The following is a 19527-nucleotide window of genomic DNA, read 5'->3' on the forward strand; positions in this document are numbered from 1 at the left end:
ATAAGTAGCTTTTTAAGATGCTTATTCTTCCTCAGATGAATGGTCAAAATCCATATCTATACCCAATGCTCTAACTTCATTTCTTAAAACATTGAATGATTCTGGAACATCAACACTCATAGTCAACTTACCATCAACTATATTCTTATACATCTTAGATCTACCAGCTATATCATCTGACTTAACTGTTAGCATTTCTCTTAGTGTATAAGCTGCACCATATGCTTGTAATGCCCAAACTTCCATCTCTCCGAATCTTTGACCACCAAACTGTGCTTTACCACCTAGAGGCTGCTGCGTAACTAGACTATAAGATCCAGTTGATCTAGCATGCATCTTATCATCTACTAAGTGATCAAGCTTCAACATATACATATAACCAACTGTTACATGTCTATCAAATGCTTGACCAGTACGGCCATCAAAAAGTTTCATCTGACCATTACTCGCAAAACCACCTATTTTTAGTAGAGATTTAATATCTTCTTCTCTAGCACCATCAAATACTGGCGTTGCAATCGGTACTCCACCCTTTAAGTTTTCACAAAGAGTTAAAATCTCTTCATCGCTTAAAGATTTTAGATCAACCTTTTTATTACCAACACTATTGTAAACTTCTTCTAGAGTTTTTCTTAGCTCAGCTACTTTTTTAGTCTGTTCTAGAGTTTCCTCAATTCTTTTACCTAATCCATAAGATGCTAAACCTAAATGCGCTTCAAGAATCTGACCGATATTCATACGAGATGGAATACCTAGAGGGTTTAGACAAACATCTACAGGAGTACCATCTTCCATATACGGCATATCTTCAACAGGTAATACACGTGATACCACACCTTTGTTACCATGACGACCAGCCATTTTATCACCTGGCTGAATACGCTTTTTAATAGCAACAAAAACTTTAACTGTTTTAAGCACACCTGGAGATAACTCGTTGCTTTGAGTAATAGACTTTTTCTTAACTTCAAATTTAGCATCCACTGCTATTTTTGCTTCATCATAATACTCTTTAGCTTTTTCAACTTTCTCATTAAGTGTCTCATCTTCAAAAGATATTTCTAACCACTTAGCAAATGGCAGCTTTTCTAAAAACTCCTTAGTTAGAATAGCGCCCTTCTTAAGACCTTTTGCTTTTTGAATCTTAGCACCGACAATATCATTTTCTACTGAAGATCTAACTACAGATTCAATAACAGCAAACTCTTCATCAAAGTCTTTACGAGCTTTAGCAATTAACTCTTTTTCAATCTGAAGTGCTCTTAAGCTCTTACCGCCCTTATCATTTTCAAAAACTTGAACATTAATAACTGTACCTGAAGTACTACTTGGCATTCTTAATGAACTATCAGCAACATTCGAAGCTTTCTCATTAAATATTGCTCTAAGAAGCCTTTCTTCTGGAGTTAGTTGTTGCTCAGCTTTTGGTGTGATTTTAGCTACAAGAATATCACCAGCTTCAACATTTGCACCAATATGAACAATACCAGACTCATCAAGCTTTGATAAACCTGATTCACTCACATTAGGAATATCTGCTGTTATTTCTTCTGGGCCAAGTTTTGTATCACGAGCCACACAAGTAAACTCTTCAATATGTATACTTGTATATTTATCATCCTTTACTATTCTTTCTGATAATAGGATTGAATCCTCAAAGTTATAACCATTCCATGGCATGAAAGCAACCATAAGATTATGGCCAAGAGATAACTCACCAAAATCAGTAGCAAAACCGTCTGCTAAAATATCGCCAGCTTCAATCTTATCACCAACATTAACTATCGGACGCTGATTGATACAAGTATTTTTATTTGAACGCTTAAACTTAGTTAGGCTATAAATATCTACCAACTTATTATCACTAGATTTTTTTGTATCTACTTTGATAACAATTCTATTTGAATCTACTTCAGCAACTTCACCAGCATTTCTTGCAACAATACAGTTTCCAGAATCTCTAGCAACAATCTTCTCCATACCAGTACCAACCAATGGCTTCTCTGATTTTAGAGTTGGCACAGCTTGACGTTGCATGTTTGCACCCATCAATACCCTATTAGCATCATCATGCTCTAGGAACGGAATAAGTGCTGCAGCCGCTGAAACCATCTGCTTAGCAGAAACATCCATATACTGAACTCTACTAGATTCTGTAAATATTGCCTCACCACCAGAACGACACTGAATAAGATCTTCAACAAAATGATTATCTTTATCAAGCTCTGTTGACGCTTGTGCAATTACATAATTATCTTCATCAATTGCTGATAGATACTCGATCTCATCCGTAACTCTACCATTAACAACTTTTCTATATGGCGCTTCTAAGAAACCAAAATCATTTACTCTTGAATAACTAGCTAGTGAGTTAATAAGACCAATGTTTGGACCCTCTGGAGTCTCAATTGGACATAATCTACCATAGTGAGTTGCGTGAACGTCACGAACCTCAAAACCAGCTCTATCACGTGATAAACCGCCTGGCCCTAATGCCGAAATTCTACGCTTGTGAGTAACTTCTGATAATGGATTATCTTGATCCATGAATTGTGATAAAGCACCAGATGTAAAGAACTCTTTAATCGCAGCTGTAATTGGCTTAGAGTTTACGATATCTTTAGGCATAAGCTTATCTTTATGTACCAAAGACATACTTTCACGGATACCTTTTTCTACACGGTAAAGACCTATTCTAAATTGGTTTTCAACCATCTCACCAACAGAACGCACACGTCTGTTACCTAAGTGATCGATATCATCAACTTTACCTTTACCATCACGAATATTAATTAGCTCTTCTAATACACCAACAATATCACTATTCTCTAAAGTATAAATATCTTTAGAAACCTTATCTGAGCCTAATCTTGCATTTAACTTCATTCTACCAATATCAGATAAGCTATATCTGCTTTCGATAAAGAATAAACCTTCGAACAATGCCTTAACTGAAGCTGCTGCTGGAGGATCACCAGGTCTTAAAACCTTATATATTTCAACCAAAGCTTCGTCTGTATTTCTCGTAAGATCATACTTTAAAGTATCTGATATATATCTACCTTTTTCAGTAGTTATAAAATCAATAACCTCTAGTTCAAGCATGCCTATCTCGACACACGCTTCTAATAAGCTCTCTGTAACATCATCATTTGCGTAAGCTATAACTTCACCAGTAGCCTCATTAACAATATCTTTTGCTACTCTAAGAGTACTTACTAGATCAAAGTCTATAGCAACAGAATCAATTCCTGCATCTTTGATTTTCTTAACATCTCTAGATGTTAATTTTTTATTTTTCTTAATTATTGTTTTGCCTTGATCATCTTCAATATCAAACTTAAGCAATTCGCCTTTCATGCTAGAAAGGTCATCAAGTTTAAGAGCAAAACCTTTATTATTGAACGTAATAGTTTTACTATCTGAGAAATTCTCTAATATTTCTTCTTGCGTATAGCCAAGAGCTTTTAAAATTACTGTTGCACAGAATTTTCTTTTTCTATCAATCCTCGCCCATACGATGCCTTTTGCATCAAACTCAAAGTCAAGCCAAGATCCTCTATATGGAATGATACGTGCTGAAAATGCACCTTCTTCTGAATCATCTTTACTAAAAAAGACGCCAGGTGATCTATGTAACTGGGACACTACAACTCTCTCAGTACCATTAATAATAAATGTACCGTTTGTTGTCATCAATGGAATGTCACCCATATACACATACTCTTCTCTAATATCTTCTACTATTTTTTCATTTGGAAGAGCTTCTTTATTATATACAACTAACCTTAATTTAACATTCAACGGAGCGTCATAAGTAGCACCACGCACTTGACACTCAGTTTCATCAAAACTAGGCTCACCTATTTGGTAATCAACATAATGAAGTTCATATTGACCATTTTTACTTTCTACTGGAAAAGACTGCTTAAGCACTAATTCTAGGCCTGATTGAAGCCTACCTTTAGCTTCGTCAGCATTTAAAAACTTTTTATAAGACTCTGTTTGAATCGAAAGTAAGTATGGTACATCTAAGATATGAGGAAGAACCCCAAACTCTTTACGAATTCTTTTTTTCTCAGCGTATGAGTAAGACATCAAAAACATCCCTAAGATTTTGTTTACACAAAATAAAAAGCAAATATGAGTATATTCGCACCAATATCTATGTATCTTTCAATACTAGAAAGACTAGGGGCCAAAATTGACCACTAGTCTTAAGTTTCTAAAAATTATTTTTTAGAATTTTATTATTTAAGCTCAACTTTAGCGCCAGCTTCTTCAAGTTGCTTTTTAAGAGCTTCAGCATCATCTTTAGATGCAGCTTCTTTAACTGTAAAAGGAGTACCTTCTACAGCATCTTTAGCTTCTTTAAGACCTAGACCAGTTGCAGCTCTTACTGCTTTAATAGCAGCAATTTTGTTTGAACCAGCATCAACTAGAACAACATCAAATTCAGTTTTCTCTTCAGCAGCTTCAGCAGGCGCAGCAGCAGGGCCAGCAACAGCAGCAGCAGCAGCAGCAGAAACACCAAATTTTTCTTCCATCATTTTAACTAAATCACATACATCCATTACGCTCATATCAGCAACGGCATTTAGGATATCTTCTTTTGAAATAGACATTTTATAACTCCTATTTATTTAACAATTAATTCTTTTTCGCTTTTCTAGTTTGAAACCAAAGCAATTTATTTACTATCTCCAACAGCAGCAAATACTCTAACAGCTTGAGCTGGAATCTCATTAAGAGTACGTACAAACTTAGTAACTGGTGCTTGCATAACATTAAGTAATGTAGCAAGTGCCTCTTCCCTAGTAGGAAGCTTAGCAAAGTCTTCTAATTTTTCAGGACCAAACAGTTCACCAGACATAGCTAAATTTTTAACTTCAAAAGACTTATGGTCTTTTTGGAAGTTTTTAAATAGCTTAGCTGCCGCACCTGGCTCATCCTTAGAAAGAGCAAGAACAAGAGGACCTTTAAGAGCATCACCAAGACACTCAAAATCAGTTCCTTTAATTGCTAAACGTGCTAAGTTGTTACGAACAACTCTTAAATAAACGCCAGTCTCACGCGCTTGCTTTCTTAATGAAGTCATTTCATTAACAGTCAAGCCACGATAATCTGCTACCGCTGCAGACAATGCTGTAGAGACATTTTCAGCAACATCAGCGACAATTGCTTTTTTGTCTTCTATTCTAAGTGCCATAATCGACTCCTCATTATTGTCTACACTTTTATTTAATTAACACGATATTTAGACCAATAAGGTTGTCAACATCGTCTGCGTAGGATAAATATTAAGCTAGGCAAGCCTAGCTCCTACGGTCTTAGGCGTCGCATTTTCACACAACCCAAAGAAATTGCAAAGCAGTATGTTATATGTTTAAATCTGAAAAGTCAACACTTATTCCTGGACCCATAGTACTAGATACAGAAACTTTCTTCAGATAAACACCTTTAGATACTGAAGGTTTAGCTTTTTTAAGATCAGTTAATAACTGCTCCAAGTTTTGCTTTAACGCATCAGTAGTAAAGTTAACTTTGCCAATAGTAGTATGTATAATACCAGCCTTATCAACCCTATATCTAACCTGACCTGCTTTAGCATCAGTAACTGCTTTAGCCACATCCATAGTTACAGTACCAACCTTAGGGTTAGGCATAAGTCCTTTAGGACCAAGTATTTGACCTAATTGACCAACAACTCTCATTGAATCAGGAGATGCGATCACAACATCAAAATCCATATTACCTTTTTTAACTTCGTCAGCCAGATCTTCCATACCTACAATATCTGCACCAGCTTCTTTAGCAGCATCAGCAGCAGGGCCTTTTGCAAAAACTGCTACTCTAACAGTTTTACCAGTACCGTTAGGAAGAACAGAGGCTCCTCTAACAACTTGATCAGACTTACGTGGATCAACGCCAAGAGCAACTGAAACATCAACAGACTCAACAAATTTAACAGAAGAAACTTCTCTTAAAAGCTCGAAAGCTTCTGAAACTGGATATTTCTTTTCAGCATCTATTTTAGACGCAATATTTTTCATTCTTTTTGAAATTTTAGCCATTACTCAACCCCTTCTACTTTTACACCCATACTACGAGCAGAACCAGCTATAATTCTTACAGCAGCATCTAAATCAGCAGCAGTTAAATCAGGATCCTTAACCTTTGCAATTTCTTCTAATTGAGTACGAGTAATAGTACCAACAAACTCTTTAGAAGGCTTTGATGAACCAGACTTAACGTTAATTGCTTTCTTAATTAAGTAAGAAGCAGGTGGCGTCTTCATTTCAAACGTAAAGCTACGATCCGCATATACAGATATTTCCACAGGGATTGGCATACCTGGTTCCATACCTTGCGTTTTAGCATTAAACTCTTTACAGAAACCCATAATATTCACACCGTGTTGACCCAATGCAGGACCAATCGGTGGACTTGGGTTTGCTTTTCCAGCTGCAACTTGCAGCTTAATAATAGCTTCTATTTTTTTCTTAGCCATTTTTTTTCTCCAATTTAGGTTAATAACACTTATATCCAAACATATAAGCTCCCCATTATATTCTTAAGAACAATACTTAAGATTCTTTCTCAACCTGTGAAAATTCAAGCTCAACAGGAGTAGATCTACCAAATATAGATACTGCAACTCTTAATCTTGATTTCTCATAGTTAACTTCTTCTACCACACCAGTAAAGTCATTAAACGGCCCTTCAAGAACTCTAACAACCTCACCAACCAGGTATGATTTTCTTAATCTAGGCTCAACAGCAGCCTCTCCACCTTCCATAAAGCCTAAAATTCTTTCAACTTCCGGCTTACTTAAAGGAATTGGCTTACCTCTTGAGCCAACCACAGTCAACACTCTAGGGACTGCTTTAATAACATCCCAAGCTTCCGTGGTTAAATCTGCCTCAATCAAAACGTATCCAGGGAAGTACTTTCTTTCACTTTTACGCTTTTGACCACCTTTCATTTCAACAACATTTTCCGTAGGAACTAAAATCCTACCAAAACTTTTCTGCAGCCCAGCTATTTCAATATTCTCTTCAAGCTGAGTCTTTACTCTTTTTTCATAACCAGAGTGCACTTGCACAACATACCAAAGCATATTTTCACCTTTTTATTAACCTAGAAAATATTGAATAAAACTCTCAAACATAACACCAAATAGAGATATTATTAATGCAAAAATTATAACAACTGCAATAACCATCGCTGTAATTGTCATCGTTTCCTTACGCGTCGGCCAAACAACCTTTGCCAACTCAAGCTTTGATGCTTGAAAAAATGCCCAAAAACGACGTCCTTGATTAGTAAATCTTGCTACAACTAAAGCAAGCAAAACAACCACTACAGCTAAAGATGTATTAAACGTACTATAAGTTGCCCCCAACATATCTGAATACATTGTCACGCCAACACCAAAAACAATTATCGCAGCAGCAACAACCCATAGAAGCATATTTTTAGATTTAGAAATCTTTTCTACCTCAGTAGTCTTTGTAGACCCACTAATCCAAACCTTATTATTATTAAAATTCTGATTCTTTTTCACAAAAATAATCCTTTAAAGAGAATAACTTAAACATAGAGAATTTATAAACGTAGCCTATAAAATATCATACAGAGAATACAATATCAAGAAATAAAAAAGGCGATGTTGCAAATTAATACAACATCGCCTTAATTATGTGTGGCAGGCCAGGAGGGACTCGAACCCCCAACTTGCGGTTTTGGAGACCGCTGCTCTACCAATTGAACTACTGACCTAAATAAACTACCTATTATTCGATAATTTTAGCAACAACACCCGCACCTACAGTTCTACCACCTTCACGGATAGCGAAACGTAGACCTTCATCCATCGCAATTGGGTTAATCAAAGTAATAGTCATTTTAACATTATCACCAGGCATAACCATTTCTACACCTTCTGGAAGCTCAACAGCACCAGTAATATCTGTAGTACGGAAGTAGAATTGCGGTCTATATCCTTTAAAGAAAGGAGTATGTCTACCACCTTCTTCTTTTGATAATACATAAACCTCAGCTTCAAACTTAGTATGCGGCTTAATTGAACCTGGCTTACATAATACTTGACCACGCTCAACATCATCTCTCTTAAGACCACGAACTAGGATACCAACGTTATCACCAGCTTCTCCTCTATCTAGAAGCTTACGGAACATCTCAACACCAGTAACTGTAGTTTTTTGAGTTGGACGAATACCAACAACTTCAACTTCATCACCAACATTTATAACGCCACGCTCAATACGACCAGTTACAACAGTACCACGACCAGAAATTGAGAATACATCTTCAATTGGAAGAATGAATGGCTTGTCAGTGTCACGCTCAGGAGCTGGAATATAGTCATCCATAGCTGCAACTAACTCAACAATCTTCTCAACATATTTCTCTTCACCTTCTAGCGCTTTAAGAGCAGAGCCCATAACGATAGGTGTATCGTCACCAGGGAACTCATACTGATCTAAAAGCTCACGAACTTCCATTTCAACCAACTCTAACAACTCTTCATCATCAACCATGTCACATTTGTTTAAGAAAACAACGATATATGGTACACCAACCTGACGAGAAAGTAAGATATGCTCACGAGTCTGTGGCATAGGACCATCAGCAGCAGAACACACCAATATAGCACCATCCATCTGAGCAGCACCAGTAATCATGTTTTTAACATAGTCTGCGTGCCCTGGGCAGTCAACGTGAGCATAGTGTCTAGTTGGAGACTCATACTCTACGTGCGAAGTATTAATAGTAATACCACGTGCTTTTTCTTCAGGTGCATTATCAATCTCATCAAATTTACGAGCTGAACCACCATTCTTTTCAGACATAACTTTAGTGATAGCTGCAGTAAGAGTAGTTTTACCATGATCCACGTGACCAATTGTACCTACGTTTACGTGCGGCTTCGAACGTTCAAATTTTTCTTTAGCCATTTTTTACTCCATTTTTTCAACAAAAAACAAAAAACTACAATTATGGTGCTCACAACCAGACTTGAACTGGTGACCTCTCCCTTACCAAGGGAGTGCTCTACCATCTGAGCCATGCGAGCTTTTAATTCACATATTATAAAATTTAGGTTTAGGTGGAGCGGGTGATGGGAATCGAACCCACGCTATCGGCTTGGAAGGCCGAAGTTCTACCATTGAACTACACCCGCATGGTGGAGGGAGCAGGATTCGAACCTGCGAAGGCTGAGCCGTCAGATTTACAGTCTGATCCCTTTGGCCGCTCGGGAATCCCTCCCCTAAAACTTTTAGATAACTATAAAGTTTATTTGAGCAAAAATCAAGTTTTTTTGTACTTAATTCTATATTTGTTTTCTACAGAAAAACTTTTTGTAAAAAACTTAAACGTATCTTACTATGTGCATAATAAAAAGTAAAGTATCAACTAACTTTTTTATAGCATTACACACAATTTCTGTGGTCTTGTCATAGCTACGTACAATATTTGATTTCTTTCTTCTATATTTTTGTTTAAAAGAATATCTTTTAGTAAAACAAAAACTTTTTTATATGTTGAGCCTTGGGATTTATGTACAGTTATAGCAAATCCATAATCCAAATCTTTTCTAATCCACCAACTCTTATCTCTTAAACTCCCATCCTTATAACGCTCTATATCTTTCATTAAAACATTATCTCTACGAAAAGTGTTGTAAGAACTCCATTTCTTATCACCTCTTGCTTGAGATAGTAAAGCATCATGAATCTCAGCATAATTATATAAATTATCAGAGTCTTGAACATCAATAATAAACATAAATTTCTCATCAAAACCTCTAAAAAGCTTCGACTTTTCTAGTATTTTTACATTATAGCCATACAAGCCATTGATGTTTTTCTGCCTCTCAGAAACATCAACTATTTTATAATCAACACCATTATTAATCAAAAAAGCATCTTTTTGCTTTGCTTTAACTGCTCGATAACCTGTTAAAATATCGCCTTTTTCTAATTGTTTTGCTTTATCTCCAAAAACTAACTCTCTAATAATTAAATTAGACTGCATTACAGTTTTATTACGCCAAGCTATAAGTTTTGCGTAATTTGGATCTGCTTTTGCAAAACTTGAGCTAAAAACCTCTCTCAACTCTTCACGAAAACTATCATTAGATGATTTAAAAATTATTCCTTCGTTAGATTTATTTAACTGTGTTTCTCGCCGAACCAAGAACTCAGGAAGACTTTCTCCTGCATCCCTTAGATGTTGACTTAACTCAACAAGTGGATTATTCTCTGACTGTCTCATTAGTATGGTTAAATTATACCTATTTTCCAAAGTAAATACCGGACTAGATCTATCTCCAACAGGAGGTATTTGAGCCTCATCTCCAAGAAATAGAACTTTTGTTGAGTTCCCTAACTCACTAGATATAAGATCAAATAAATCTTGATTGATCATACTGGCTTCATCGATGACAACAAAGTCATAATAACCTATTGATGCTTTTTTTATTTGCCCAAACACTGGATCATTTGGATTAAAATTTTCAAGGTTAATATCTGGTTGTAACCCTAATAAAGAGTGTATTGTATAACCATGGGAAACAGTTGCTTGAGATATAACTGCATTAGCCTTGCGAGTTGGTGCTGAAACTATAGCTTTTTTAGGATATTCATCGAGAATCTTTTTTACAACTGTAGTTTTTCCAGTACCTGCAAATCCTGAAAGTAAAAAATAATTATCTTTACTCTTCAAAAACTTTTTAATCTTAATGATTGCTTTTATTTGCTGATCATTAAGAATTATTTTTTGTCCATTTGATAAATAAAGGATTTGATCTGTAGAAAAAAAATTTTTTTGCATTACTTCTTAGATTCAGTAAATCTTGTAATAACTCTAGATGTTACCATGCTATTTGAAACAACAACCTCATTTCCATCATCATCTTCAAGTTTAGTATATAAGAAACCTACAGATTTGACCCTACCAGCTACTCCACCAAGATCAACCTTCTCACCTACTTCAAAAGGCTTGCTAAAAGCAAGTATAATACCTGATGCTACAATACTATAAGAGGTCTTCAAAGACATAGAAATACCAAAAACAATACCTGTTAAAACTCCTGTTATTGGAGATATTGGAACTCCAAGCTTTGCCAAAGCAATAACAACAACTAGAATCAAAAATATTGCATATATTGCATTTGCTAAAAATTGAGAAACTGTTTTATCATAATCCTCTAATAACTGATATATTAGTGATCTAATATATTTTGAAGCAATAAATCCTACTCCCAAAATTATAACTGCAACAAGAACATTTATTAAAAACGATTCTCCGCTATTAACCATTTGCATTTAACCTCTCCTTATAAACTCGTTTTGAATGGGTAAGAATATAGATTGCTATAAGACTTAAAATAATAGATACTGTTGCACACGTAACTTCCTCTACTAGTTGCTCATGTCCTTGCTTAGCAACCAACGCATGAGCTATAAATAGTACATTCTCAATTAAAAATAATGCCATACCAATAGCAAAAGCTGATATACAAATAGCAAACCTATATAAAAATGCTGAAATTCCAAACAACAATAACAAAGGATACACAACTATTTGTAAGATTGTTATGAATATCTCATGAGGGAAAACTGAGCACTTAGGATTATATCTTATAGTCAGAATATAAATAAAGGCAAAAACAAAAAATGTTGCAAACAATATCGGGGTATTTTTACTAAAAAATTTACTACTAAAATTAACATACCTATGTTTTGAGAACAAAAGACCACATACTGTTATAAAAGCTGCTCCAGATATAAAACCATCATATGAAAATGTATTTTCTGAATAAATATGATGGACTATATAACCGTATCCTCCCATGCTAGATAAAAATAATGCAAAAAATATCCAAAAAGGAATATCCCAAGCTTTCTTTTTGGAAAAAATATATCCCAAAATTACACAACAAATAAATAAAAAGAGAGAAACTAGCAATCTTAAAAGATCATCCATCAATATAGGAACAAAACTTAATTCACACATATCTTTAAAAGACTCCTTTTAGTTTTCAGTTACTTTACTATCAATCTTTTCTTACAAAAACTCTACACTCATTTAAGATATAAATCGACACTAATCCGTAAATAAAGTATACCAGACAAAAAATTACTCTAACCAGTAACGTTTCATAATTAGAAATATTAATTATAGCATCAATAACAAATAAAACATCTTCAACTAGAAACAATACCATAGCTATCATAAAGACTGAAAAACAGATTGAAAAACGATATAAAAATGCAACTATTCCAAATAATAGAATCAAAGGATAAACAACGATCTGCAACAATATTATAAATACCCAGTAAGAAGTGGTGCTACAATTAAAATTAAAGTTTAAAGTCAAAATGTATAAAAGCGCAAAAACAAAAAAAGTTATAAACAAAGCCATTGCTCGTCGATCCGTAAGATTCTTCCTAAAACTTCCACTTCTATTTTTTGAAAAAAGTAAGCCACAAGCTGTAATGAATATAGCTCCATAGATTATTACATCATAAGAAAAAATATCTTGTGAATAAAGATAGCTCATAAGGTAACCATAAACTGATAAACTAAGCAAAAACAATGCAAAAAACACCCAAAATAGTGCATCCCATTTTTTCTCATTAATTACAATTTGACGAAGAATATACCAACATACGAATAAAATAAGTACTCCTGTTAACCTAAAGGGATCATCAAGAGGTATTAAAGCAAAGCCAAGTTTACACATATCTACATACTCCTAAAAAACTCCTTTAGTTTTTAACATCAAATATAAAGCTGTAGCAATTGCACTTCCTATTACTGGACCCAATATTGGAATCCACGCATAGCTCCATTGTGAAGAACCTTTACCCTGTATAGGCATAATCGCATGAAATAACCTAGGGCCAAAATCTCGAGCTGGATTTATTGCATATCCTGTAGTACCACCCAACGACATACCAACCGCAATAACAACAAACGCTACCGGAATTCCACCAAGAGCTCCCATATCAACAGGGTATGCGGTAGTTAAACTAGAACTCCCTGAATGAACCACCACTCCATGCATCGTCAGTATTGCAAAAATCAGTACAAAAGTACCTATGATTTCACTCATCAAATTAGATGGAATACTCTTTATAGCTGGAGATGTACAACACGTTGCCAATTTCAGATCAACATCATCTGTAGCTGAGTAGTGAGGATAATACATTCCCCACACCAATAATTGCCCTAGCATTGCACCAAGTATTTGCGAAACAATAAAAGGAACAACCCAAGCCCAAGAGAACTTTCCGGCTAAGGCTAAAGCCAAAGTTACTGCAGGATTTAGATGAGCCCCACTAATAGGGCCTGCAACTAAAACGCCAATAAAAACAGCTAGACCCCATGCAAAAGTAATTACAATCCAGCCACTATTTTGTGACTTTGTTTTATTTAGAACCACTCCAGCCACAACTCCATTGCCTAAAAGAATAAGTAACATAGTTCCTATAAATTCTGCAACACATGCTTCTAACATACTAAGCTCTACCTATATAGTTCTTTAACATCAAAATTTTTAGCAAACTCTTTAAAAGATTCCACTTGCTGGTTTTGCCATGATCTATCTTTGCCAAGCTCTTTTGCCATTAACTTTGCAACTACAGGAGCTGCAGCAATACTAGCTTTAATATCTAAAAATGCAGCCCTAGTACGACGAGCTAGTACATCCTCAACATTTCTAGCTTTCTCATATCTAACATGATAAACCACCTCAGCTTGATAATACGGAAGATCCTTATGAAGTAATTCAGTATTATCAATTTCGACTTGAATATCTTTAATCTTATTGACATCCTTACCGTAGACCCTTAAAGGATACGACTCGTTAGAATCAATAGCATCTACAAGCAATTCATCAGAAGTTTTTGATATTTTTTGCGCAATCTTTTTAGACTCAATAAAGTCAATCACATCTTGACCCATTCTTCTAAAGATAGTCCATTTACCGCCAACAACTGTAACAAGCCCATCCCTTGACTCAACTATTTCATGTTTACGTGATATCTTTGCTGTATTTTTAGCATTCTTAGGTGACACCAAAGGTCGTTGACCACAATATACTGATTTAATATCCTCAATAGTAGCCTTTTCTTTAGCATATTGATTAAATGTTTCTAAGATAAAATCAATCTCTTTTTTATCGGCTTTTGGTTCAATACTTGGTGCTTCTTTCTTAATATCAGTTGTACCAACTATTAAATGATTATGCCAAGGTAAAATAAATAATACGCGACCATCCTCTGTCTCTGGAATCAAGATAGCATGCTCAGTTGGGAATTTGTTTCTATCGAAAACGATATGTGTACCTTGAGCCACTGAAACATACTTATGAGAATCCTGTTGATTAGCAATATCTATTGTCTTATCTGTAAAAGTACCTGTAGCATTCACTATATGCTTCGCTGTAAACTCTTTTCGCTCACCGCTTAAAGTATCTATCACGTTTACAGTATCCAATTTTGAATCTGTTGAGCTAAATACTTTTTCTACCCTATGGTAATTTAAAGCTACACCACCTTTTGACTCAAAAGTTCTCATTAAAGAAACTAAAAGTCTTGTATCATCAAACTGTCCATCGTAGTAAACTAAGCTTTTTTTAAGCTTTGAAGCTTCGATATTTGGAAGTTCTTCTAGAGTTTGTTTTTTATTTAAATTATAGCTCTTACCAATCTTATACTTACCTGACAGAAATTCATATAGCTTAACACCTATAGTATATTTGATAGTTTCAAAATAACTACGTGTTGGGATAAGATAAGATTGTCTATGTGTCAAATGAGGTGCATTATGTAAAAATGAAAACCTTTCTTCTAATCCTTCTTTAACTAGAGCAAAATCAAAGTTTTCTAAATACCTTAAGCCTCCATGAATAAGCTTAGTAGACTTTGAAGAAGTACCCTTACCAAAGTCATACGCCTCTAAAAGTAACGTTTTATACCCTCTAGAAACTGCCTCCACAGCACAACCAAAACCAGTTGCACCACCACCAATTATTATAATATCGTAATTATTTTGCATTTTTACTCAGCCCAAGCTTTACTTCTTTCTACTGCTTTTTTCCAACCTTTATAGTCATGCGCTACTGTTTTAGGATCTAGTTGTGGTTTAAAAGTTTTCTCTGTTGTTAAGATTGTTTTTAACTCTTCTTTATCTTTCCAGAAACCAACAGCTAAACCAGCCAAGAACACAGCCCCTAAACCAGTAATTTCGTTAATTTTTGGCTTTGAAATTTCAGATTGTAAAATATCAGACTGGAACTGCATTAAGAAATTATTTTGCACTGCCCCTCCATCAACTCTCAAACCTGCAAGATCAAGACCTGTGTCTTCTTTCATACACTCTAAAACATCTTTTGCCTGATAAGCTATTGCTTCAAGTGCCGCTCTAATAATATGCTCACGTTTTGTATCTCTAGTGATACCAACTATTGTCCCACGTGCATACATATCCCAATATGGCGTACCAAGACCCACAAAAGCTGGCACTAAATACACACCATTTGTTGAATCAATCTTTGTCGCATAATATTCACTATCTTCAGCAGAACGCACAAGTCCTAAACCGTCTCTTATCCATTGAATAACAGCTCCAGCGATAAATACACTACCCTCTAAAGCATAAGTTGGCTTACCATCTTCTGCCCACGCTATAGTCGTAAGAAGGCCTGCATCAGAAAACACTGGCTTATCTCCTACATTCATCAATGCGAAACAACCTGTTCCATAAGTGTTTTTAGCCATGCCTTTTTCAAAACAACAATGCCCAAACAATGCTGATTGCTGATCACCTGCAACTCCAGTTATTGGAATTCTAGCTCCTCCTAGAGTACTTTCATGTGTATGACCAAAATCGCCACTCGATGATCTAACGTCTGGTAACATAGACTCTGGAATATTTAAGTATTCTAAGATTCTTTTATCCCATTCTAATGTGTTAATATTAAATAACATTGTTCTAGAAGCATTTGAAAAGTCTGTTGCATGAACTGCTCCTTTTGTCATATTCCAAATCAACCAAGTATCAATCGTTCCAAAGAGTAAATCACCATTTTCTGCTTTTTCTCTAGCACCTTCTACATTATCCAATATCCACTTAACTTTTGTAGCTGAAAAATATGCATCAACTATAAGCCCCGTACTTTTACGAATATAGTTTTTAAGTTCTTCATCTTTGTTAATTTCATCACAAATATGTGATGTTCTACGACATTGCCAAACTATAGCATTATAAACTGGTTGACCTGTATTTTTATCCCAAACAACTGTTGTTTCTCTTTGATTAGTAATACCTATTGCAGCAATATCACGAGGAGAAACTCTAGCATACTCAAGTGCCTCTCTAACAATACTACTTTGCGATGCCCAGATTTCCATAGGATCATGTTCAACCCAACCACTTTTAGGATATATTTGCGTAAACTCTTTCTGTGCGATCTTTTTTATATTTCCCTTTTTATCAAAAATAATAGCACGTGAACTAGTAGTTCCTTGATCTACTGCTAAAATAAATTCTTTTGGCATAATTAGTGTTCCTTTTTATAAAAAACTACAACATATTAAAATATATTTTATGCTTTTTTCTCTTTAATAAAAAGAGACAATATAACTGATAGAAGCATTAAAATAGGAAGTATTAATAAAGCGTATTTAAAAGCTAATAAATCTTCAAAACCTGCTTTATTTAAAAATGATACTGCATACCCCACAAATGGCTGCAATACTGCTCCACTTAGAGGAATAAAAAGATTAACCATAGCTAAACCTGTTGCAATATATAGAGGACTAATATGTGCGCGTAATATTGTAAAATTCAATACATGCACAGCTTGCATGCCACCCCATAGTACACATAGAATACACATCAAAATTGGATTAAGATGCATATATACAATTGCTATAACAATAAAAAAACCAATTATTGAAGCTATTGTTAGTAAGATTTTTTGTTTATTTAAAATAGTTGCGACAATTCCCCATAAAGGACTAAAAACAGCGATCCCAATAAATATCATAGATGATGCTAAACCAGCATATCCATCATCATATCCATCTAGACTTAGGAATCTATAACTCCACAAATCAGCAAAAAGAGCTGTTGTTCCATAGATAGTAAAACAAAAGAAGCCATTTAATAGAATTTGTTTAATCTTAAATACAATAGGAATATCCTCAATTTTTGTATGAGTATTTGCCAACTCATCAACATCCTTTTGATTATGAGGCTCTTTTAATGGTATAAAAAATACTACACTCAAAAAAAGAAGTAATGAGATAATTAAGATAGCCGACATAATCACTTGAATACTAAAATGATTGGATAAAATAACGAGAGGTAAACCTGTAATAGTCCCAGCTCCATACATTAGCATCTGTGTTGCTCCTGTAAATAGAGGGAATGTTCTTTTAGGCAGCCATATAGCTATTGACTTTAATGCGCACAAAAATGCAAAGCCTCCTCCAACACCTGCTAATACTCTATATAAAATCAAATACTCTTGAGATGTTGCTATTGTTGCAATGAAAACACCTATAGAAAAAAGAAATGTACTAACTAACATAATCTTTTTGATCCCAAATTTATCAACCAATATTCCTGCAGGAAGTTGGGATGCTACATAAGCCCAGTAAAATGCTGAACTAAAAATACTAATTTGCTCTGGTTTCAAATTATATGGTGCGATTATAAAGTCATTATATAAGGAATTCCCTGAAGCTCTAATGATAAACTCTAAAGCATAGAAAAATGCACATATAAACCATGTAGTAAAACCTAGTCTTGTTATTTTTTGCATATATAAATAAAAAATATTTGATTGATTAGAAAATTATGCTCCAAAACTAATAGCATGTAAATAAGATAGTAAAGATATAAAATAATGTTCTAAGCTTTTGTTTTAAAAGAAAAACCTCAAAAAATATTCTTACATTCAAATTCCTAATTTTAAATTAATTTCACATATCGTGAGTCTTTTACTTCTATTAATTTTTAATAAATTTTTATAATGAATTGAATAGCTATTTTACAATTTTCTGAACAAAATAATAAATATTCATAATTAATTAAAAAACTTAGTTAGACAAATAAAGCATAAAAGTATAGATTTAAATTAATTGACCACCCTTTCATAATATTATGCAGAAGCTCAGATTATCACTTATTCTTGTCATTGGTATTAGCTTTTATTGTTATGAGTTTTTCTTGAGAATACTAACAGGAGTTTACCAAGAGCAAATCGTTCAATATTTTAATATTTCTACTCATATTGGATTTTCATTTCTAGTATCTAGCTACAATATCACTTACCTTCTAATGCAAATACCAGCAGGAATATTGCTTGATAGATTTGGTAGTAAAAAAATTCTTATTCTTGCAACAATAACCTGTGGTGTTGGTAATGTTATATTTATATCAGGAGGCTATGAATTAGCTCTTTTAGGTAGATTACTAGTTGGCATTGGTTCATCATTTGCGTTTATTGGTGTCCTAAAACTGACTTTAGAAAACTTAAACCCAAGATATTTTTCTATTATAACTAGTATTGTCATCTCTCTAGGAACATTAGCTGCTGCCTTTTCTCAAAATATTAGTGTAATAATATCTAGCTATGACACCTCTTGGATAAATATTTTTATTTATTCAGGACTCATAGCTTTTCCTTTAGCAATATTATTCTTCTTAGCTTTACCTAAAGAAAAATACACCATCTCTCTAATGCCAAAATTTGATCAAATATTTGAAGTTAGTAAAAAACTAATAAAAAATAAAAGTCTTTGGCAAAATGCTACTTGGGGAGGACTATTGTATATACCAACTGTAGTTTTAACCTCACAATACGGAATCTTATACTTCAAACAATCATATGGCTTCGACAATATATATTCAACGACTTTGATTACATCAATATTTATAGGTTGGATTATTTTTTCTCCAATTAAAAGCTTACTGTGCAATAAGTTTAACGGTAAAAACATTATTAATATCTCAATATTAGGTGTTGGTATAATTTGTATATTAATAAACTTAGGTATCTTTAAAAACTCAGCCATACTAATTACTTTATTCTTTGGAATGTTTTCTGCATCTCAAGTTTTAGTTTGGTATTACTTTAACAAAATATGTCCGAAAGGTTTTGCAGCAATTGGTGCAGCTCTAACAAATATGATTATAACTTTAGTTATTGAAGTCGGTCAACTTGCAGTTGGTTCATCTATAGATCTAGGAAATATAATAAATATTAAAGCAAATAACTGTATAACTACCATGTTTATAGTAGCTTTATTTTTAGCTTTTATTGTATTACAAAGAATGCTTAGAAATATTAATAATAAACAAATATCCAAAGCTACAAAACTATGACTTATCTAAAACATATTTAAAAAGACTGTTGAATTAATATCCCAAATTGTTAGATATATTTTGTAAAATACAGATGTTACAGATATTAGTATTTT

The 19527-nt window shown here is 34.0% G+C and carries 17 protein-coding genes and 4 tRNA genes; 1 reads left to right on the forward strand and 20 read right to left on the reverse strand.

What is annotated here, in order from left to right:
* Positions 1-21 precede the first annotated feature (21 nt).
* The 20 genes from rpoB to R8535_RS02645 form a co-directional block, all read right to left on the reverse strand.
* On the reverse strand, positions 22-4098 hold the full coding sequence (gene rpoB, locus R8535_RS02550) for a DNA-directed RNA polymerase subunit beta (RefSeq protein ID WP_329496287.1): 4077 nt from the start codon (positions 4096-4098) through the stop codon (positions 22-24).
* Positions 4099-4250: 152 nt separating this feature from the next.
* Positions 4251-4625, reverse strand: a complete 375-nt coding sequence (gene rplL / locus R8535_RS02555) for a 50S ribosomal protein L7/L12 (protein ID WP_329496288.1) — start codon at positions 4623-4625, stop codon at positions 4251-4253.
* A 65-nt stretch (positions 4626-4690) separates the two neighbouring features.
* A complete protein-coding gene (rplJ, locus tag R8535_RS02560) occupies positions 4691-5209 on the reverse strand; it encodes a 50S ribosomal protein L10 (protein ID WP_329496290.1) in 519 nt (172 codons plus the stop codon).
* Positions 5210-5378: 169 nt separating this feature from the next.
* Positions 5379-6074 carry a 50S ribosomal protein L1 gene (rplA, locus tag R8535_RS02565; RefSeq protein ID WP_329496292.1) on the reverse strand — a complete coding sequence of 232 codons (696 nt, stop codon included), beginning with the start codon at positions 6072-6074 and terminating at the stop codon, positions 5379-5381.
* A complete protein-coding gene (gene rplK, locus R8535_RS02570; protein ID WP_329496294.1) occupies positions 6074-6511 on the reverse strand; it encodes a 50S ribosomal protein L11 in 438 nt (145 codons plus the stop codon). The genes rplA and rplK overlap by 1 nt, the downstream gene beginning before the upstream one ends.
* 76 nt (positions 6512-6587) lie before the next feature.
* The gene (nusG, locus tag R8535_RS02575; protein WP_329496295.1) at positions 6588-7121 is read right to left on the reverse strand and encodes a transcription termination/antitermination protein NusG; all 534 of its coding nucleotides are present in this window, start codon (positions 7119-7121) and stop codon (positions 6588-6590) included.
* Between the two features lie 15 nt (positions 7122-7136).
* Positions 7137-7568 (reverse strand): preprotein translocase subunit SecE, encoded by a 432-nt coding sequence (gene secE, locus R8535_RS02580; RefSeq protein ID WP_329496297.1) that lies wholly within the window; start codon positions 7566-7568, stop codon positions 7137-7139.
* 139 nt (positions 7569-7707) lie between these two features.
* Positions 7708-7783 (reverse strand) — tRNA-Trp (locus tag R8535_RS02585).
* A gap of 14 nt (positions 7784-7797) precedes the next feature.
* Positions 7798-8982 carry an elongation factor Tu gene (tuf, locus tag R8535_RS02590; RefSeq protein ID WP_329496299.1) on the reverse strand — a complete coding sequence of 395 codons (1185 nt, stop codon included), beginning with the start codon at positions 8980-8982 and terminating at the stop codon, positions 7798-7800.
* 43 nt (positions 8983-9025) lie between these two features.
* A tRNA-Thr gene (locus R8535_RS02595) sits at positions 9026-9101 on the reverse strand.
* A gap of 34 nt (positions 9102-9135) precedes the next feature.
* Positions 9136-9209: transfer RNA gene (locus tag R8535_RS02600), tRNA-Gly, on the reverse strand.
* 1 nt (position 9210) lies between these two features.
* Positions 9211-9295 (reverse strand) — tRNA-Tyr (locus R8535_RS02605).
* A 156-nt stretch (positions 9296-9451) separates the two neighbouring features.
* Positions 9452-10861, reverse strand: a complete 1410-nt coding sequence (locus R8535_RS02610) for an ATP-dependent DNA helicase (RefSeq protein WP_329496301.1) — start codon at positions 10859-10861, stop codon at positions 9452-9454.
* Positions 10861-11355 carry a mechanosensitive ion channel family protein gene (locus R8535_RS02615; protein WP_329496303.1) on the reverse strand — a complete coding sequence of 165 codons (495 nt, stop codon included), beginning with the start codon at positions 11353-11355 and terminating at the stop codon, positions 10861-10863. Before R8535_RS02615 ends, R8535_RS02610 begins: the two co-directional genes overlap by 1 nt.
* Positions 11342-12046: a hypothetical protein gene (locus R8535_RS02620; protein ID WP_329496305.1), complete on the reverse strand. Its 705-nt coding sequence runs from the start codon at positions 12044-12046 to the stop codon at positions 11342-11344. Before R8535_RS02620 ends, R8535_RS02615 begins: the two co-directional genes overlap by 14 nt.
* A gap of 40 nt (positions 12047-12086) precedes the next feature.
* A complete protein-coding gene (locus R8535_RS02625; protein WP_329496306.1) occupies positions 12087-12776 on the reverse strand; it encodes a hypothetical protein in 690 nt (229 codons plus the stop codon).
* Between the two features lie 12 nt (positions 12777-12788).
* The gene (locus R8535_RS02630; RefSeq protein WP_329496308.1) at positions 12789-13553 is read right to left on the reverse strand and encodes an MIP/aquaporin family protein; all 765 of its coding nucleotides are present in this window, start codon (positions 13551-13553) and stop codon (positions 12789-12791) included.
* 8 nt (positions 13554-13561) lie between these two features.
* A complete protein-coding gene (locus R8535_RS02635) occupies positions 13562-15094 on the reverse strand; it encodes a glycerol-3-phosphate dehydrogenase/oxidase (protein ID WP_329496309.1) in 1533 nt (510 codons plus the stop codon).
* A gap of 2 nt (positions 15095-15096) precedes the next feature.
* Complete coding sequence (gene glpK, locus R8535_RS02640) at positions 15097-16596, reverse strand: glycerol kinase GlpK (protein WP_329496311.1); 1500 nt, start codon at positions 16594-16596, stop codon at positions 15097-15099.
* Between the two features lie 47 nt (positions 16597-16643).
* Entirely contained in the window at positions 16644-17867 is a 1224-nt protein-coding gene (locus tag R8535_RS02645; RefSeq protein WP_329496314.1) for an MFS transporter, read from the reverse strand.
* A 341-nt stretch (positions 17868-18208) separates the two neighbouring features.
* On the opposite strand from R8535_RS02645, the gene R8535_RS02650 reads away from it, so the two are divergent.
* Complete coding sequence (locus R8535_RS02650) at positions 18209-19432, forward strand: MFS transporter (RefSeq protein ID WP_329496316.1); 1224 nt, start codon at positions 18209-18211, stop codon at positions 19430-19432.
* Positions 19433-19527 lie beyond the last annotated feature (95 nt).

Origin of the sequence: Francisella sp. 19S2-4 (genome assembly GCF_036281795.1) — a bacterium.
GTDB lineage: Bacteria > Pseudomonadota > Gammaproteobacteria > Francisellales > Francisellaceae > Francisella.

Bases quoted from the DNA above. Each gene is read 5' to 3' on its own strand.
- R8535_RS02615 (WP_329496303.1), bottom strand. From the start codon at position 11,355: ATGCAAATGGTTAATAGCGGAGAATCGTTTTTAATAAATGTTCTTGTT.
- R8535_RS02645 (WP_329496314.1), bottom strand. From the start codon at position 17,867: ATGCAAAAAATAACAAGACTAGGTTTTACTACATGGTTTATATGTGCA.
- R8535_RS02610 (WP_329496301.1), bottom strand. From the start codon at position 10,861: ATGCAAAAAAATTTTTTTTCTACAGATCAAATCCTTTATTTATCAAAT.
- rpoB (WP_329496287.1), bottom strand. From the start codon at position 4,098: ATGTCTTACTCATACGCTGAGAAAAAAAGAATTCGTAAAGAGTTTGGG.
- tuf (WP_329496299.1), bottom strand. From the start codon at position 8,982: ATGGCTAAAGAAAAATTTGAACGTTCGAAGCCGCACGTAAACGTAGGT.
- rplL (WP_329496288.1), bottom strand. From the start codon at position 4,625: ATGTCTATTTCAAAAGAAGATATCCTAAATGCCGTTGCTGATATGAGC.
- R8535_RS02625 (WP_329496306.1), bottom strand. From the start codon at position 12,776: ATGTGTAAACTTGGCTTTGCTTTAATACCTCTTGATGATCCCTTTAGG.
- glpK (WP_329496311.1), bottom strand. From the start codon at position 16,596: ATGCCAAAAGAATTTATTTTAGCAGTAGATCAAGGAACTACTAGTTCA.
- rplK (WP_329496294.1), bottom strand. From the start codon at position 6,511: ATGGCTAAGAAAAAAATAGAAGCTATTATTAAGCTGCAAGTTGCAGCT.
- R8535_RS02620 (WP_329496305.1), bottom strand. From the start codon at position 12,046: ATGTGTGAATTAAGTTTTGTTCCTATATTGATGGATGATCTTTTAAGA.
- R8535_RS02635 (WP_329496309.1), bottom strand. From the start codon at position 15,094: ATGCAAAATAATTACGATATTATAATAATTGGTGGTGGTGCAACTGGT.
- R8535_RS02630 (WP_329496308.1), bottom strand. From the start codon at position 13,553: ATGTTAGAAGCATGTGTTGCAGAATTTATAGGAACTATGTTACTTATT.
- rplJ (WP_329496290.1), bottom strand. From the start codon at position 5,209: ATGGCACTTAGAATAGAAGACAAAAAAGCAATTGTCGCTGATGTTGCT.
- rplA (WP_329496292.1), bottom strand. From the start codon at position 6,074: ATGGCTAAAATTTCAAAAAGAATGAAAAATATTGCGTCTAAAATAGAT.
- R8535_RS02650 (WP_329496316.1), top strand. From the start codon at position 18,209: ATGCAGAAGCTCAGATTATCACTTATTCTTGTCATTGGTATTAGCTTT.
- nusG (WP_329496295.1), bottom strand. From the start codon at position 7,121: ATGCTTTGGTATGTTGTGCAAGTGCACTCTGGTTATGAAAAAAGAGTA.